Consider the following 16,708-nt stretch of genomic DNA (forward strand, 5'->3'; position numbering starts at 1 on the left):
TCCTGAGGGAAGCTCTGGTCACGGCCGTGCATGGACACCCCCCGTGGTCGTAAGACACATGTGTCGCAAGCGCTTTGTGAGGATAACGCTTGCCCCTGACAACCGCTCCCGGCGGAACGACGGTCCGTCGGTGGCGGTGGCGGTGGCGGTGGCGGTGGCGGTGGCGGTGACGGTGACGGTGGCGGCGGTGGCGGTGGTGTTGGAGGCCGGCCTTGTGGGGGCGCCCGGACCGGGCGGACGGGACCACCGTGCTCAGAGGGCTGCCCGGCGGTTCCGCGCAGCGCGTCCGGTCACGCGATCGGGTGGTGCTTCGGGGAGCGGGCACGTGCCGGACCCGCGGCCCGTTTGATCGGGCGACGGGTCCTTCCGGCTCGTTCTCATCACGGCAGCGGGAGTACACATGGGTCTGCATTTCCACCGCAACCCCGACGGCACGACGACCGGGCGCAACGACGCCAACGGCTTCACCGTGACGCACGCCCAAGAAGAAGAGGTCAAGCGGCAGTTGTACGAGGACGCCGGATGGGAGTACACGCCGCCACCGCCTCCGGTACCACCCGGCTTCCACCGGTTCTCCCTGGTGCACGACGACTTCCGGGCCGCCGGATTCGGGGACGAGCGGTACGCGGGGCTGCGGGCGCGTCCGCCGGAGGGGTGCGTACCGGTCGACCGGGGATGCTTGGCCCTGGAGTGCGAGCGGCCGGGGAAGACGCTCCTGGACGCGGTCGCCGGTACCGTCGCGGAGGTCCGTCGCGAGCACGGGCTGGTGATGAACAGCCTGGGTGTCGAGAAGTCTCAGGAATGGTTCGACGCCGACAGCAAGAACGGGTACGCGGCGGAGGTCGTCGCGCACTTGGTGCTGACGGCGGCACACCGGGCCCGCCTGCTCGGATACGGGCGCAAGGACGTGGTCCGGCTGCTCGACGCGGCGGGTGTCGAGTGACCGAGTGACCAGTGGGGCGGTGACGGGTCCGTGAGGCCGGGCAAGTGGCTGGATCGGCGGTCCCTGAGCCCCGGTGACCGGTTCGGTGTCTGCGCCCGTACCGGGCCTGTGCCCGTACCGAAGCGAAGCGGCCGCTCCTTCTGCGAGCGGGTGATGCGTCAGGACAGTGCCGCCGGGCCCGGCACGAAGTCCGGGTCCACCTGGGCCGCCAGGTCCTCGCCGGTGCGGGCGTCGGCCCAGGCGCGGGCGTTGCGGAGGTGGAACTCGACGGCGTGGCGGTGCAGGCGGTCCCAGTCCCTGGGGCGTGCGTCGACGGCCTCGCGCAGGACGTTCAACGCGTGGTGGTTCTGCGGCTCCAGGGCGTCCAGGCCGCCCGACCCGGCCCGGCCCTGTTCCGCCGCCCGTACCCAGTCCGAGTGCACCAGGTGGGTCAGCAGGTCGTCCCCCACCTGTTCCTTGAGGAAGAGCAGGTCCTCCTCGCCCGTCACCTTGTTGCCGACGACCGCGACGCGGATGCCGAACTCGCGTGCGTGGTCACGGTACTGGCGGTAGACCGACACGCCCTTGCGGGTGGGTTCGGCCACCAGGAAGGTCAGGTCGAAGCGGGTGAACAGGCCGGAGGCGAAGGCGTCGGCGCCCGCGGTCATGTCGACCACCACGTACTCGCCGGGGCCGTCGACCAGGTGGCCCAGGTACAGCTCCACCGCGCCCAGCTTGGAGTGGTAGCAGGCCACTCCCAGGTCGCTCTCCTCGAACTCGCCGGTGACCATCAGCGGGACCCCGCCGGCCCGGGAGACGTGCCGCGTGTGCAGTTCGTCGTCGCCGAGGAGACGCAGCAGGCGTGAGCCGCGGCCGGGCGGGGTGGTCTTGATCATGGACTCGGGGGAGGTGATGCGGGGGTTGGTGCCGCGCAGGTAGGTCTTGATGTCGTGCAGGCGGGGGCCCAGGGGAGGGGGTGTCACGGGAGTGTCCTCGCCGGGGGCGAGCGCCTGCGCCAGGTGCTGGTTGATGTCCCCGTCGATGGCGAGGACCGGAGCGCCGTCGCGCGCCAGGTGGCGGGCGAACAGGGCGGACAGGGTCGTCTTGCCGCTGCCGCCCTTGCCGACGAAGGCGATCCTCATCGACACCCCGCATTTTTGAAAATGAATGTCATGTGGGTAGGTTCTAGGGCGCTGCTCGGGAGGTGTCAAATCCCCTCGTCCGCGTCGGGCGATCCTCACCCGCCCGATCGACTCGGAAGGGCTAATGCATATGCTTTGCAGGTGCGTGACTACAGCATCAGGGCCGCGGGCCCGGCAGACCTCGACCGTGCGCGAGCTGTGATGCTCGACACCGTCTACCGCGATTTCGGCACCGGGTACGTGCCGCGCTGGCACGGCGACATCATCGATCCGGGCGCCGCCTACCTCGCCTCGCCCCGCCACACCCTGCTCGTCGCGCTCGCCCCGGGCGATGGCGGTGGTGACGAGGTCGTCGCCACCGCGGCCCTCGACTCCCGGGGACCCGCCCATCCGCCGAACCCGCGCCATCTCGCCGAGCGCTACCCCTCCGGCGAGACCGCACAGTTGCGGCGGGTGTACGTACGGCCGGAGCACCGCAGGCGTGGCCTGGCACGGCGCATGGTCGACGAGCTGCTCGCCTTCGCCGCCGCCGACGGCGGTTACCGGTCCGTGTACCTGCACACGGATCCGTCCGTCCCGGGCGCCGAGTCCTTCTGGCGGTCCCTCGGCAAGGTCGTGCACGACGAACGCGAGGACGCGGGCGGCGGCAACGGCGTCGTCCACTTCGAGATTCCGATGGGACGGTGACCTGTGCGCCTGCTGCGCTCGCGGCTCCTCGCCGCCCTCGTCCTCACCCCGCTGCTGGCCGGCTGCTTCGCCTCCAAGGGCGGTGGATCCGAGGAGGGCGGCGACGGCAGGAGCGGGTCCCGGCTGCGGGTCGCGCTCGCCTTCCCGCCCGCCGAGCGGCTCTCGCCGTACGGCGCCGACGCCACGATCCTCAGCCGGCTCGGCGTCGCCGAAGGGCTGACCGCCATGGACGCCAACGGTGCCGCCGCGCCCGCGCTCGCCCAGTCGTGGCGTCGCGAGGACGCGAGGACCTGGGTGTTCACGCTGCGCGAGGCCCGGTTCCAGGACGGTACGGACGTCACGGCGTCCGCCGTCGCCGGCGCGCTCACGCACGCCACCGAGGCCGAGCCCGAACCCGCCGCCCTCTCCGGCGTCGACCTGACCGCCGAGGCCGACGGCAGCCGCGCGGTCACCGTCCGCACCGCCGAGCCCGATCCCGTCCTCCCGCTGCGGCTGTCCAGCCCGGGCCTCGCGGTGTTCTCCGGCAAGGCCTATGACGCGGACGGTCGCGTCGACCCCGTCGGCACCGCCACCGGGCCCTTCGAGCTCACCGAGGTCGACGGGACCTCGTCCGCCGCCCTCGACCGCTTCGACGACTACTGGGGCGGCCGCGCCCAGGCCTCCGGCATCGACGCCAGGTTCATCGCCGACGGCACCGCCCGTGCCAACGCGCTGCGCACCGGTGAGGTCGACATCGCCGAGGCGGTGCCCGTCGCACAGGCGGCCACCCTCGACCGGGAGACCCGGCGCGACACCGCCACCACCCGCACGACCAGCCTCCTGCTCAACTCCGCCTCCGGGCCCTTCGCGGACCCGGAGCTGCGCGCCGCCGCCCGTGCGGCCGTCGACACCTCCGCGCTCGCCGAGGGAGTGTACGAGGGGTACGCCGATCCGGGCGCCGGTGTCTACGGGCCCGCCGTGACCTGGGCCGAGGGCAAGCGGGTCGAGCCCGCCGGGCGGGCGGAGGCCGGCCGTGCGAAGGGGACCTCGATCACCCTCGCGACGTACGACAACCGGCCCGAACTCCCCGAAGCCGCCCAGGTGCTGAAACAGCAGCTGGAGAAGGCCGGCTTCCGGGTGAAGCTCCGGATACGGGAGTACTCGCGGCTCGAACCCGACGCGCTGGACGGGAAGTTCGACGCCTTCGTGCTGGCCCGCAACACCCTCGTCGACACCGGGGACCCCGTCGCCGTGCTCGCCAGTGACTACACCTGCGACGGCGGTTACAACATCGCCCAGCTGTGCGACAAGGACATCGACCGGGCGGTCGCCGAGGCCGAGCGGACCGCCGACCCCGGCGAGCGGCAGGACGCGGCCATGGCCGCCGAGGCCGCCGTCCTCGGCAGTGACGCCGTGGTGCCGCTGGTGCACCAGCGGATCATCACCGGCGTCGGCACCTCGGTGCGGGGCGTGCTGCTCGATCCCCACGAGCGCACCCTCGTCGGTACGGGAACGCGGCGCTGACCCGTGCGACAGCACCTGACCGCACTCCTGTGGCGCGCCGCGCTCGCGGCCGCCCTCGTGTGCGGCATCGGTCTGCTGCCCTGGCTCTCGCGCACCGATCCGGCACTGACCGTCCTCAAGGCGCGGTCGGCCGAACGCGACCCCTCGCCCGAGGTGCTCGCGGACATCCGCGAGCAACTGGGGCTGGATTCCGGCCCGCTGCCCCTGCTCGGGCAGTGGCTGGGCGGGTTGTGGCGCGGGGACGCCGGGCGGTCGTGGATCTCCGGCGACGAGGTGATGCCCGAGGTGCTGCGAGCGCTGGGCGCCTCCCTGCTGTTGATGACGGTGGCGCTCCTCGTCGCCGCCGTCACCGCCGCGCTCGTCTGCGCCCGCACGCTCCGTCTCGGGGCACGGCGGCGGCTCGACGGCCGACGCTCCGGGGGTGGCGGGTCGGCCGTGCTCGCCGCGCTGCCCGAGTTCCTCGTCGCGTCCGTGCTCGCCACCGTCGTCGGGGTGCAGTTGGGGTGGCTGCCCGCCCTCGGCTGGTACGGGCCGCAGTGGACCCTGCTGCCGGCGCTCGCCCTCGGTCTGCCCGCCGGGGCCGTGCTGGGGCGGCTGCTCGACGACCTGCTGCCCGGCGCCTTCGGTGAACCCTGGGCGCTGGCCACCGCCGCCCAGGGACTGCCCGCCCGACGCATCGCCCGGCGGGCGGTACGCCGCTGTGTGCCCGCGCTGCTGCCGAACGCGGGGCTGTTCGTCGTCGGCCTGACCGGCGGGGCCGTCGCCGTGGAGCAGATCTTCGACATCCCCGGCCTCGGCCGTACGACCCTCCGGGCCGCCCTCGCCCAGGACCTGCCCGTGCTCCAGGCGGGCACCCTCGTCCTCGTCCTGCTCGCGGCCGTCGCCGCGGGGACGTGCCGGCTCGCGGCCCGGCTCCTCGCCGGGCCGGCCCTGCGCGACGGGGCCCTGCCCGCCCTGCACCGGCCGGTTCCGCCCGCCCGCCGGTTCCAGCCCCTCGGATACGGCGGGGCCCTGCTCGCCGTGGTCGCGTTCGGCCTGCCACGCGACCCGCTCGCGCTGAACACGGGGGAACGGCTCCTGCCGCCCTCCCCGGCACACCCGTTCGGCACCGACGCCCTCGGCCGGGACCTGCTCGCCCGGGTCGGGCACGGCGCCCTCGACACCCTGCTGCTCGCCCTCGCCATCAGCGCCGTGGCCCTGTGCGTCGGGGTACTGCTGGGGCTGGCGCCCCGGCTGTCGGGGCCGCTCGCCGACACGGTGAACGCCGTGCCCCCGGTGCTCGGCGCGCTGCTCGTCACCGCCGCCGTCGGCGGCGGGGCCGCCACTCCCGCGATCGCCGTCACCGCCGTCGCCTGGACCCCGCTCGCCGCGCACACCTCCGCGCTGCTGATCCAGGAGCGCGCCACCCTGCACTTCGCGGCCACCCGGGGATTCGGCGCGAGCCGCTGGTACCTGCTGCGCCGTGAACTGCTGCCCGCCGTGCTGCCGCCCGTCACCCGCCACGCGCTGCTGCGGCTGCCCGGGATCGCCCTCGCCCTCGCCTCCCTCGGCTTCCTCGGCCTCGGCGCCCAGCCGCCGTCACCGGAGTGGGGACTGCTCCTCGCCGAGAACCGGCCCTACGCCGAACGCGCCCCCTGGGCCGTGCTCGCCCCGGCCGCCGTCCTCGCCCTGCTCGGGGCGCTCGCGGTGACCGCGGCGGGCGGGGTGCGGTGGCCGGGGCGGCGGCGCGGGCCGGGGCGGCGGCCCGGGGACCGTGGGCCCGAGGCGGCGTCCGCACGCCCGTCGCCGCTCGCCGGAGAACTGGTGGAAGCGCGATGACCTCTCTGTCCACCGGCCCGCACAAGGCATCGGGCCGCTCCCGGCTCTCCCCGCTGCTGCGGCTGCTGATCCTCACCCAACTCGCCTTCAACCTCGGGTTCTACGCCGTGCTGCCCTTCCTGTCCGCGCATCTGGGACAGGCCATGGGAATGGCGGGCTGGCTGGTCGGGCTGGTGCTGGGACTGAGGACGTTCAGCCAGCAGGGGCTGTTCGTGGTCGGCGGGGCGCTGGCCGACCGGTACGGCATCCGGCCGGTGGTGCTCGCGGGGTGCGCGCTGCGGATCGCCGGGTTCGTGTGGCTGGGGTACGCCGAGCGGACCTGGGCGGTGATCTGCGCGGTGGCGCTGATCGGGTTCGCCGCCGCACTGTTCTCACCGGCCGTCGAGTCCGAGGCGGCTCGGCAGGCGGTCGTGTGGGAGGAGGCGGGCGGAGGGTCCCGTACCCGCGTGCTGGCGCTGTTCACCGTGGCGGGACAGGCCGGGGCGTTCGTCGGGCCGTTGCTGGGGGCGCTGCTGCTGGCGGTGGACTTCCGTACCGCGTGCCTGGCGGGCGCCGGGGTCTTCGTGCTGGTGCTCGCCGGTCACGCCCGGCTGCTGCCGCAGCGCATACCGGGACGGGGCCGGACGCCGTTCAGGGGCGGGCTGCGGCTGGTGCTGCGCAACCGGCCCTTCCTCGGCCTGTGCTGCGCCTACGGCGCCTACCTGCTCGCCTACAACCAGATGTATCTCGCCCTCCCCGAGGAGGTGGAGCGCGTCACCGGTTCCCAGACGGCGCTGGCCTGGCTGTTCGCCCTGTCCTCGCTGCTGGTGGTGACCGCGCAGCTGCCGGTCACCCGCTGGGCGGGGGAGCGGCTGGCGATGCGCCGGTCCATGGCGGCCGGTCTGCTGCTCGTCGCGGCCGGTTTCGCCGTCGTGGCGGCGGCGCGTCCCGCCGGGTGGTCGGGGACCGCCGGGCTGGTGCCCGCGGCCGGGTTCGTCGTCCTGCTCACCCTCGGCCAGATGCTCGTCGTGCCCGTGGCCCGCGCCTGGGTGCCCGACCTCGCCGAGGAGGGCCGGATCGGCCTCTACACCGGGGCGCTGTCCTCGGTCTCCGGCCTGATCGTCCTGCTCGGCAGCTCGGCGACCGGGACGCTGCTGGACGCGGGGCTGCCGCCGGCGGTGCCGTGGCTGGTGCCGGCCGCGGTGACGGCGGTGGCGGTGGGGTTGCTCCCGAGGCGCCCGTGACCGCCCCGCGCCCCGTTCGTCCCGCCTCGCGGCCCGCACGGCATCCCGCCCGTCCCGTCCCGCGTCACCCGGCGACCAGTTCCCGCACCTCGGCAGCGGCGGGAGCCGCCGCCCGCACCCGCGACGTCCGCCACAGCCACAGCACATCGCGTCCGAACGACCACGCCAGCAGCCCCAGCGCCAGCACCACCACACCGACATTGGCCACGTGCGGCAGCAGGTCCGCACCCGCCAGCAGCAACAGAACCCCCTGGAGCGCGGCCACCGCCTTGCGGGCCGTGCTCGGCGGGAGCGGGGCGGTCAGCCAGGGCCAGACGCGCGCCGCCGCGACGAAGACGTACCGCATCGAGCCGATGAGCAGCACCCACGGCCCCATCGCCGTCGCCACGTACACGCTCAGCACCAGGATCAGGAAGGCGTCCACCTCCATGTCGAAGCGGGCGCCCAGCGGAGTCGACGTACCGGTCCTGCGCGCCACCTTCCCGTCCACGCCGTCGAGGATCAGCGCCACGGCGGTCAGGCCGACGAAGAGGGAGACGGGCGGCGAGTCCTGGAACGAGTCGGCGACCAGCGCGGTCACCCCGCCGACCAGGGCGGCCCGGCCGAGGGTCACCCGGTTGGCCGCGCCGAAGGAGCGCGGCCGGGACCGGTGCAGGGCCCGGGAGAGCACCGCCCAGGTGGCGACGGCGAACGCGAGGCCGGTCAGCCAGCCCGCCGGGCCCATGCCGATCGCCGTACCGATCAGGGCCAGCAACAGGATCTGCACGCCCGCCCCCACGGCGGTCTCCTGCTGTACGAGCCTCGCGTCGTAACTGTTGTTCAGGGCCACCGAACACCCTCCGGCCGTGTGACAGAGTCGATCAACGCCGCTGCCTTGTGCGCGGCCTGTGCACCACTCGGTACGCGTGCAGCTTCCCGATCGTTCAGGAGGACCCCGATGAACCGCACCGCTCGTGCGTTCTGGCTCGACTCGCCCGGACGAGGGGGGATCCGCGAGGTCGCCCTGCCGGTTCCCGGCGAGGGCGAGGTGCTGGTGCGCTCGCTCTACTCCGGGGTGAGCCGCGGCACGGAGACGCTCGTCTTCCGCGGCGGGGTGCCGGAGAGCCAGTACGCGGCCATGCGGGCGCCGTTCCAGGAGGGCGACTTCCCGGCGCCGGTGAAGTACGGCTACCTCAACGTGGGGGTGGTGGAGGAGGGGCCCGAGGAGCTCACCGGCCGGACGGTCTTCTGCCTCTATCCGCATCAGACCCGGTACGTCGTTCCGGCGGGCGCCGTCACGCCCGTGCCGGACGGCGTGCCCGCCGGACGGGCGGTGCTGGCCGGCACCGTGGAGACCGCCGTCAACGCCCTGTGGGACGCGGCACCGCTGGTCGGCGACCGGATCGCCGTCGTCGGCGGCGGCATGGTCGGCTGCTCGGTGGCCGCGCTGCTGGCACGCTTCCCCGGCGTACGCGTCCAGCTCGTCGACACCGATCCCGCGCGGGCGAGGACCGCCGAGGCGCTCGGCGTCGGCTTCGCGTCGCCCCAGGACGCCCTCGGCGAGTGCGACCTGGTCGTGCACGCCAGCGCCACCGAGCAGGGGCTGAGCCGGGCACTCGAGCTGCTCACCGCCGAGGGCACGGTCGTCGAACTGAGCTGGTACGGCGACCGGAAGGTGAGCCTCCCGCTGGGTGAGGCCTTCCACTCACGGCGGCTGGTCATCCGCAGCAGCCAGGTCGGCACGGTCTCCCCGGCCCGCGCGAACCGCGGCTACGCCGACCGGCTCGCCCTCGCCCTCGACCTGCTCGCCGACCCCGCGCTCGACGCCCTCGTCACCGGCGAGTCCGCCTTCGAGGAACTGCCCGACGTCATGCCCCGGCTCGCCTCCGGCGAGATCCCGGCGCTGTGTCACCGCGTCCGCTACGGCACGCCATGAGACCGCGCCGCACCAGAAGGCGTCTCGCGGCGCGGACCCCCGCCCCGGGGCGCGAACCCGCCCCGGGAGAACGAGCGCGCCCGACCCGGGAAGAGACGTGGCGGACGCTGAACGCGGGAAGACGGTCAGCCGTACTACACGGCATCCCCGGCGGAGACCGGCCGGGGAGCAGACGCGCCGCACCTGGAGGGTCGTCCGTTGTTCAGCATCACCGTCCGCGATCACATCATGATCGCCCACAGCTTCCGCGGCGAGGTCTTCGGACCGGCCCAGCGCCTGCACGGGGCCACGTTCCTCGTGGACGCCACGTTCCGGCGCGAACAGCTGGACGAGGACAACATCGTGGTCGACATCGGACTGGCCACGCGGGAGCTCGGGGCCGTCGTCGGCGAGCTGAACTACCGCAACCTCGACAACGAACCCGACTTCTCGGGGGTCAACACCTCCACCGAGTACCTGGCCAAGGTCATCGCCGACCGTCTCGCCGAGCGCATCCACAGGGGAGCGCTGGGCGAGGGCGCCAAGGGCATCGCCGGGATCGCCGTCACACTGCACGAGTCGCACATCGCCTGGGCGAGTTACGAGCGTGCCCTGTGACCGACACGACCATCGACCGGGCCGGGGCCGCCCGCCTGGACTACGTCCCCCCGCAGGCGGCCTCCCGGAGGAACGACGGGATCATCCCCATGTCCCTGCGCACGGTGCACTTCGTGATGCCGGGCGGTGTCGACGACCCGGCCGCGCCGAGCGGCGGCAACGCCTACGACCGGCGGGTGTGCCTGGACCTGCCCGGCTTCGGCTGGCAGGTCGACCGGCACGCCGTGGCCGGTGACTGGCCCCGGCCGGGAGCCGCCGCCCGCACGGCGCTCGCCCGCACCCTGGGCGAACTGCCGGACGGCGCCGTCGTCCTGCTCGACGGGCTGGTCGCCTGCGGGGTTCCCGAGATCGTCGTCCCTCAGGCGCGGCGGCTGCGGACGGCCGTCCTCGTCCACCTCCCGCTCGGCGACGAGACCGGGCTCGACCCGGCCGTCGCCGCCGACCTGGACGTCCGCGAGCGCGCGGTGCTGCGGGCGGTGCCCGCCGTGATCGCCACCAGCGACTGGGCGGTGCGCCGTCTCGTCTCCCACCACGGCCTCGCCCCCGACCGCGTCCACGCCGCCGCCCCCGGCGCCGACACCGCGCCCCTGGCGCCCGGCACCGACGGCGTCTCACGCCTTCTGTGCGTGGCCGCCGTGACACCGCGCAAGGGGCAGCACCGGCTCGTGCAGGCGCTGGCGGCGGTGGCCGACCTGCCGTGGACCTGCGCCCTCGTCGGCGGGACCACCCAGGACCCCGGGTACGTCGCCCACCTGCGGTCCCTGATCCGTGGGCACGGCCTCGAGGACCGGCTCGAACTGACCGGACCGCGGTCCGGCACCGCGCTCGACGCCAGTTACGCCGCCGCGGACCTCATGGTCCTCACGTCGTACGCGGAGACGTACGGCATGGCGGTCACCGAGGCGCTGGCGCGCGGCATCCCGGTGCTGGCCACCGACGTCGGCGGGCTGCCCGAGGCGGTCGGCCGGGCGCCCGACGGCTCGGTGCCCGGCATCCTCGTCCCGCCGGAGGACCCCGGCGCCATCGCCTCCGAACTGCGCTGCTGGTTCGGCGAGGCCGATGTGCGGCGCCGGCTGAAGGCCGCCGCCCGCGGCCGGCGTGCCGCGCTCGGCGGCTGGGCGAGCACCGCACAGAGCCTGGCGGCGGTCCTGCGCCGGCTCCCGACCGGCCCCCGGAGGGCGGCATGACCGAACCGGTGACCACCACGCGGCACGGCGGCACGATCCCGGCCCGGCCCGGTCCCCGGGACGTCGCGGAGGCCGTGTCCGGACGGCGAGGGGACGCCGCGGAACCCGAGAGCACCGCCGCCCGCCCCGCCGTCATCCCCGGCGCCGGCCCCGCGCCCCGCCCCGGAGAGCTGGCCACCCTGCGACTGCGCGGGACCGGGGACGGGGCCGGGGAACCGCCCCGGTACGCGCCCGAGTGGCTTCAGCTGCGCGAGCCCGCCGACGCCGACGCCCGCTCGCACGACCTGCTCGACCCGTTGCGCATCCGGCTCGCCGACCTGCCGCGGCGGACCGGCGGACTCGTCGTCCACGACATCGGTTGCGGCACCGGCTCGATGGGCCGCTGGCTCGCGCCCCACCTGGACGGCGCCCAGCACTGGATCCTGCACGACCGCGACCCCTACCTGCTGCACTTCGCCGCCGTCGCCTCCCCGCGCTCCGCCGCCGACGGCAGCCGCGTCACCGTCGAGACCCGGCGCGGCGACATCGCCCGGCTCACCCCGGACGCGCTGGCCGGCGCCTCCCTGGTGACGGCGTCCGCGCTGCTCGACGTCCTCACCCGCGAGGAGGTCGAGGCCCTCGCCGCCGCCTGCGCCGGGGCCGGCTGCCCGGCCCTGCTCACGCTGTCCGTCGCCGGGCGCGTCGAACTGACCGCGCCGCACCCGATGGACCAGGAGATCACCGAGGCGTTCAACGCCCACCAGCGCCGAGGCGGCCTGCTCGGCCCGGACGCGGTCACGGCGGCGGCGGAGGCGTTCGGCGAGCACGGCGCGACGGTACGGCTGAACCCCAGCCCCTGGCGGCTCGGCCCCGGGCAGGCCGCGCTGACCGAGCAGTGGCTGCGGGGCTGGGTCGGCGCGGCGGTCGAGGAACGGCCCGAACTGGCGGAGCGCGCCGACCACTACCTGACCGAGCGTCTTGCGGCCTGCGCGGCGGGGGAGTTGCGGGTCGTCGTCCACCACAGCGACCTGCTCGCCCTGTGCCGGCCGGTGGACGGGGCCGCATGAGCGCGGGGACGGCCCGCCCCCCCACGGTGGGGGCTCCCGCACCGCCCGCACAGGGCGGGACCGCACCCCCCGGGACCGCATCCCACGGACTCCTCGCCCGTCTCCGCACCCGCACGGCACGCACCCGCCTCGGCACCCTCGCCGGTGCCGTCGTCCTCGCCGTCCTGCTGTGGCGTCTCGGTACCGGTGCCTTCCTGGACGGGCTGCGCCGCATCGACGGGCCGGCGCTGCTCGCGGCGCTCGGGATCGGGCTGGTGACCACCGTCTTCAGCGCCTGGCGCTGGGCACTGGTGGCCCGGGGCCTGAGGATCCGGCTGCCGCTCGGATCGGCCGTCGCCGACTACTACCGGGCCCTGTTCCTCAACGCGGCGCTGCCCGGAGGCGTCCTCGGCGATGTCCACCGGGCGGTGCGGCACGGGCGGAGCGCCGGTGACCTGGGGCGCGGGGTGCGGGCGGTGGTCCTGGAGCGGACCGCCGGGCAGCTCGCGCTGTTCGCGGCCGGGGCCGTGGTGCTGCTGACCGCGCCGTCCCCGGTACGGGACGGGGTCCGGCACGCCGCCCCGCTCGTCGGCCTCGCCGCGCTGGGCACCTGCGCCGTCGTCCTCGCCCTGCGCATGAACCGGGCGCCGTCGCGCCGGGGGCGGGCGCTGCGCGGGGTGCTCGCCGAGGCGCGCGAGGGACTCCTCTCCCGGCGCAACGCGCCCGGGGTCCTCGTCTCCTCCGCCGTCGTGCTGGCCGGTTACGTCGCGATGTTCGTGCTCGCCGCCCGTGTCGTCGGGGCCGATGCCTCCGTGACCGAGCTGCTGCCGCTCGCCGTGCTGGCGCTGCTCGCCATGGGGCTGCCGCTGAACGTCGGCGGCTGGGGGCCCCGGGAGGGTGTCACCGCCTGGGCGTTCGGCGCCGCCGGGCTCGGCGCCGGCCGGGGGCTGGCCGTCGCGGTGGTCTACGGAGTGCTCAGTCTCGTCGCGAGCCTGCCCGGGGCCGCCGTGCTCGTCGCCCGCTGGTACACGGGCCTGCGCACCGGGTCCCGGTCCACCGCGTCACCCGGCGCGCGGAAGGGTGCCTACCCGCGCCCGTCGCCGTCCGCCGTGCCGGCCGTGTCCGCCGTGCCGCCCTCGGAGGTCAACAGGGAGAAATACGCGCCGAAGGAATCCGCCAGACTCGCCAGCAGTTCCTTTCCCTTTTCCGCCGAACCCAGTGAAGGGCGGCCGATGACACCGGAATCGGTATAGGCGGACATGCCGAGGGTGAGCAGATGACGCCGGTCGTCCGCGACGGAATCGGAGGTCTCGTAACCGGGCCGGAGCAATTCGGGGTGAGTGTGCAGAAGGACGGAGGTCTCGATCTCCCCCGCGTGCATGTCGGTGAGCAACGAGGTGACCACACCGGCCCGTCGCCGCGCCGCCTCCCAGTCCTCCGGCGCAGGGAACAGCGCCATCCGCTCGCCGCGCGCGGAGGATTCCTGGACGACGTTGCCGAGTACGTAGTTCCCGCCGTGCCCGTTGACCAGCACCAGGGCGTCCACGCCCGACCGGCGGAGCGAGTCGGCGATGTCCCGTATCACCGCGTGGAGGGTCACGGAGGAGAGGGAGACGGTCCCCGGCCAGGCGGCGTGCTCGTGCGAGCAGGAGATCGTCACCGGAGGAAGGAGGTGCACCGGGTACGCGTCGGCGATCTCCCGCGCGACGGCACAGGCGACCAGCGTGTCGGTCGCCAGCGGCAGGAACGGGCCGTGCTGCTCGAAACTCCCGACGGGAAGAACCGCGACCTGCCGTGAGACACCGGCGCCCCGCGTCCGTACATCCTCCGTGGTGTCCGCCGGCAGCAGACCGTACCCCGGACCGTATGCCGCCGACCGTTTTTGCGAACCACCCATATCGTCACGGCCTTTCGTCTCTGCTCAGGACTGAGGAACTCGAGAATCATGACAGAAAAAGTAGGCGTACTCGGCAAGAAGTCTCCGCAGCGGACCGGTGTGGAACGCGTCGTGAATGCGCCGCTGCCCACCGTGTACGGGAAATTCCAGGCGATCGGCTATCTGGACCACGACCGCGGTGACGAGCAAGTGGCCCTGGTGTACGGCGACATCGGCACGGACGGTGTCCTCACCCGGCTGCACTCGGAATGCCTGACGGGTGACGCCTTCGGTTCCCGGCACTGCGAGTGCGGCGACCAGCTGGCCTCGGCGCTGCGCGCGGTCGTCGCCGAAGGGGCGGGCGTCGTCGCCTACTTGAGAGGGCACGAGGGCCGCGGCATCGGCCTGCTCGCCAAGCTGCGCGCGATGGCCCTGCAGGCGGAGGGCCTGGACACCGTCGAGGCGAACCTCGCCCTCGGCCTGCCGGTGGACGCCCGCGACTACGCCGTCGCCGCCGGGATGCTCCAGGACCTGGGCGTGCGGTCGGTGCGGCTGATGTCCAACAACCCGCGCAAGCGGGAGGCGCTGGTCCGGCACGGCATCCAGGTCGCCGAGCAGGTGCCGCTGCTGATCCCGCCGTGCGAGAACAACATCACCTATCTGCGCACCAAGCGGGAACGCCTCGACCACCACCTGCCCCACCTCGACGCGGTGGCGCACTGGTCGTGACCGGCGCCGCGGGCCGCGTCCCCGGTCAGCCGGTCACGGCGTCGTGCACCAGCCGCCTCAGTTCCCGGAACACCGGGTTGGAGGACCTGGGCCGCACCTGCGTGTAGAACTGCACGGTCAGGTCGCGGCCCGGGTCGATCCAGAAGGTGGTGGTGGCCACCCCGCTCCAGCCGTACGTGCCGGGACCGGACGGGACCTGTGTGCGGGACGGGTCGACGACGACGGAGACGCCGAGCCCGAAGCCGACGCCGTCGTTCCCGGGGTCGTCGTGCGCGGGGCGGCTGCCGAAGGCGCGCAGATCGGCGCCGCCGGGGAGGTGGTTGCGGGTCATCAGGTCCACGGTCTTCGGCGCGAGCAGCCGCACGCCGTCGAGCTCGCCGCGCCGGCGCAGCAGTTCCATGAACCGGTGCATGTCGTGGGCGGAGGCCACCATCCCCCCGCTGCCGGACAGGAACCGCGGCCGCCCCCGCAACGGCAGTCCGGCGACGGCCTCGATGCCCCCGTCCTCCGTCTCCCCGTACATCTCCGCGAGCCGCCCCGCCTGCTCGTCGGTGACCTGGAACCCGGCGTCCGCCATCCCCAGAGGCCGGAAGACCCGCTCGGCGAGGAAGACGTCCAGCGGCTGCCCGGACACCACCTCGATGATCCGCCCCAGCACGTTGGAGGCCACCGAGTAGTTCCACTGCGTCCCCGGATCGAACTGCAGCGGAAGACGCGCGTACAGGTCGACGGTCTCGGCGAGGGAGGCCCCCGGCACCACCGACGACTCCAGCCCGGCCGCCCGGTACAGCGCGTCGACGGGGTGGGTGCGGTAGAAGCCGAACGTCAGCCCGGCGGTGTGGGTCATCAGATGCCGGACGAGCAGGGGCCCGGAGGCGGGCCGGGTCCGTACGTCGTCGCCGGACCCGCCCTCGTACACCCGGGGTTCGGCGAAGGCCGGCAGATGGCGCCCGACCGGCTCGTCCAGCGCCAGCCGCCCCTCCTCCACCAGCATCAGCGCGCCCACGGACGTCACCGGCTTGGTCATGGAGTAGATCCGCCACAGCGTGTCGCTCTCCACCGGCAGCCCGGCCGCGACGTCCCGCGCCCCGTACGCCGTGAGGTGCGCGACGCGTCCGCCCCGCGCGACGGCCACGAGGAACCCGGGCATCCGTCCCTCGTCGACCCGGTGCGCGAGGTGCCGGTCCAGGCGCTCCAGCGCCCCGGCATCCAGCCCGGCCTCCTCCGGGCCGACCTCTTGCTGCAGCAGTGCCATCGCTCTCCTCCGCTTCCGCTCGTCGAGTGAATGCGGCCTACCCCACCGGGTGCCGGCGGGAACGCCGGCCCCGTGTGGCCCGTTGACCGGGTATGACTCAGGACGCCACGCAGGACGCGCTGCTCGGGCTGCTCGCCGAGGGGAACAGCGGAGTGCTCGTCACGCTGAAGCGTGACGGACGGCCTCAGCTGTCCAACGTCAACCACGCCTACTACCCGGACGAGCGGGTCGTGCGCGTCTCGGTGACGGACGACCGCGCCAAGACGCGCAACGTGCGGCGGGATCCGCGGGTCTCGTACCACGTGACCACCTCCGACCGGTGGGCCTACGCGGTCGCCGAGGGCACCGCCGAGCTCTCGGCCGTCGCGGCCGACCCGCACGACGAGGCGGTGGAGGAGCTCGTCCGGTTGTACCGGGACGTCGCCGGTGAGCATCCAGACTGGGACGACTACCGCGCCGCGATGGTCCGCGACCGGCGGCTGGTGCTGCGGCTGCGGGTGGAGCGGGTGTACGGGATCCCGCGGGGCGACGGGGGGTAGGCCCCCCGTCGGACGACCGGTGCCCGCGCCGTTCACGGCCGGGTGTTCCACTCCGCGATCACGGGCCTGCCGTGTTCCAGCGACAGCCGGCTCAGCGTGCCCGTCTCCAGGCGGAACAGGCGCCCCTCGGCCGGCGGCAGGCCCAGGCGGCGGGCCGTCAGCACGCGGAGCAGGTGACCGTGGGCCACCAGCATCACGTCGCCCCCGTCGAGCGCCCCGGCCACCCGGGCCAGCACCCGGTCGGCGCGCTCGCCCACCTGCTCCGGTGACTCGCCGGGAAGGTCCGGACC

The 16,708-nt window shown here is 74.4% G+C and carries 16 protein-coding genes and 1 pseudogene; 12 read left to right on the forward strand and 5 right to left on the reverse strand.

All coding sequences use genetic code 11. The annotated features are described in order from the left end of the window. Positions 1-400: 400 nt before the first annotated feature. Entirely contained in the window at positions 401-943 is a 543-nt protein-coding gene (locus RIM90_RS14190; RefSeq protein WP_309061042.1) for a hypothetical protein, read from the forward strand. Between the two features lie 158 nt (positions 944-1,101). Here RIM90_RS14190 and RIM90_RS14195 read toward each other — a convergent pair whose 3' ends face one another. Continuing rightward, positions 1,102-2,064, reverse strand: coding sequence for an ATP-binding protein (locus RIM90_RS14195; RefSeq protein WP_309061057.1), 963 nt, complete (start codon positions 2,062-2,064; stop codon positions 1,102-1,104). A 141-nt stretch (positions 2,065-2,205) separates the two neighbouring features. On the opposite strand from RIM90_RS14195, the gene RIM90_RS14200 reads away from it, so the two are divergent. The 4 genes from RIM90_RS14200 (at position 2,206) to RIM90_RS14215 (ending at position 7,295) form a co-directional block, all read left to right on the forward strand. Next, positions 2,206-2,751: a GNAT family N-acetyltransferase gene (locus RIM90_RS14200; RefSeq protein ID WP_309061043.1), complete on the forward strand. Its 546-nt coding sequence runs from the start codon at positions 2,206-2,208 to the stop codon at positions 2,749-2,751. Between the two features lie 9 nt (positions 2,752-2,760). Beyond that, on the forward strand, positions 2,761-4,254 hold the full coding sequence (locus RIM90_RS14205) for an ABC transporter substrate-binding protein (RefSeq protein ID WP_375165443.1): 1,494 nt from the start codon (positions 2,761-2,763) through the stop codon (positions 4,252-4,254). Between the two features lie 318 nt (positions 4,255-4,572). Continuing rightward, positions 4,573-6,072 (forward strand): ABC transporter permease subunit, encoded by a 1,500-nt coding sequence (locus tag RIM90_RS14210; RefSeq protein WP_375165444.1) that lies wholly within the window; start codon positions 4,573-4,575, stop codon positions 6,070-6,072. Next, entirely contained in the window at positions 6,069-7,295 is a 1,227-nt protein-coding gene (locus RIM90_RS14215; RefSeq protein ID WP_309061046.1) for an MFS transporter, read from the forward strand. Before RIM90_RS14210 ends, RIM90_RS14215 begins: the two co-directional genes overlap by 4 nt. A gap of 64 nt (positions 7,296-7,359) precedes the next feature. Here RIM90_RS14215 and RIM90_RS14220 read toward each other — a convergent pair whose 3' ends face one another. Beyond that, entirely contained in the window at positions 7,360-8,124 is a 765-nt protein-coding gene (locus RIM90_RS14220; RefSeq protein ID WP_309061047.1) for a CDP-alcohol phosphatidyltransferase family protein, read from the reverse strand. 108 nt (positions 8,125-8,232) lie between these two features. Here RIM90_RS14220 and RIM90_RS14225 point away from each other — a divergent pair, with 108 nt between their 5' ends. From RIM90_RS14225 to RIM90_RS14245, 5 genes and pseudogenes are all read left to right on the forward strand, one after another. Continuing rightward, positions 8,233-9,210 carry a zinc-binding alcohol dehydrogenase gene (locus RIM90_RS14225; RefSeq protein ID WP_309061048.1) on the forward strand — a complete coding sequence of 326 codons (978 nt, stop codon included), beginning with the start codon at positions 8,233-8,235 and terminating at the stop codon, positions 9,208-9,210. Positions 9,211-9,408: 198 nt separating this feature from the next. Continuing rightward, a complete protein-coding gene (locus RIM90_RS14230; protein WP_309061049.1) occupies positions 9,409-9,807 on the forward strand; it encodes a 6-carboxytetrahydropterin synthase in 399 nt (132 codons plus the stop codon). Next, a complete protein-coding gene (locus RIM90_RS14235) occupies positions 9,804-10,994 on the forward strand; it encodes a glycosyltransferase family 4 protein (protein ID WP_309061050.1) in 1,191 nt (396 codons plus the stop codon). The genes RIM90_RS14230 and RIM90_RS14235 overlap by 4 nt, the downstream gene beginning before the upstream one ends. Then, positions 10,991-12,040: a class I SAM-dependent methyltransferase gene (locus RIM90_RS14240; protein WP_309061051.1), complete on the forward strand. Its 1,050-nt coding sequence runs from the start codon at positions 10,991-10,993 to the stop codon at positions 12,038-12,040. The genes RIM90_RS14235 and RIM90_RS14240 overlap by 4 nt, the downstream gene beginning before the upstream one ends. Further along, a pseudogene (locus RIM90_RS14245) lies at positions 12,037-12,960 on the forward strand (lysylphosphatidylglycerol synthase transmembrane domain-containing protein); the annotation flags it as partial. The gene RIM90_RS14240 and the pseudogene RIM90_RS14245, both read left to right, overlap by 4 nt. A 143-nt stretch (positions 12,961-13,103) precedes the next feature. On the opposite strand, the gene RIM90_RS14250 reads toward RIM90_RS14245, so the two are convergent. Further along, positions 13,104-13,916 (reverse strand): creatininase family protein, encoded by an 813-nt coding sequence (locus tag RIM90_RS14250; protein WP_309061052.1) that lies wholly within the window; start codon positions 13,914-13,916, stop codon positions 13,104-13,106. Between the two features lie 48 nt (positions 13,917-13,964). Here RIM90_RS14250 and ribA point away from each other — a divergent pair, with 48 nt between their 5' ends. Beyond that, entirely contained in the window at positions 13,965-14,624 is a 660-nt protein-coding gene (gene ribA, locus RIM90_RS14255; protein ID WP_309061053.1) for a GTP cyclohydrolase II, read from the forward strand. A gap of 25 nt (positions 14,625-14,649) precedes the next feature. On the opposite strand, the gene RIM90_RS14260 is transcribed toward ribA, so the two are convergent. Next, positions 14,650-15,879: a serine hydrolase domain-containing protein gene (locus RIM90_RS14260; protein ID WP_309061054.1), complete on the reverse strand. Its 1,230-nt coding sequence runs from the start codon at positions 15,877-15,879 to the stop codon at positions 14,650-14,652. Positions 15,880-15,971: 92 nt separating this feature from the next. Between RIM90_RS14260 and RIM90_RS14265 the strand changes: the two genes are divergently transcribed. After that, positions 15,972-16,418 (forward strand): PPOX class F420-dependent oxidoreductase, encoded by a 447-nt coding sequence (locus RIM90_RS14265; RefSeq protein ID WP_309061055.1) that lies wholly within the window; start codon positions 15,972-15,974, stop codon positions 16,416-16,418. 32 nt (positions 16,419-16,450) lie between these two features. Here the strand turns inward: RIM90_RS14265 and RIM90_RS14270 are convergent. Then, positions 16,451-16,708, reverse strand: a 258-nt coding sequence (locus tag RIM90_RS14270) for a histidine phosphatase family protein (RefSeq protein ID WP_309061056.1), incomplete at its 5' end; no start/stop codon positions are given.

The organism is Streptomyces sp., assembly GCF_031181555.1.
Taxonomy (GTDB): Bacteria; Actinomycetota; Actinomycetes; order Streptomycetales; family Streptomycetaceae; genus Streptomyces; species Streptomyces fimbriatus.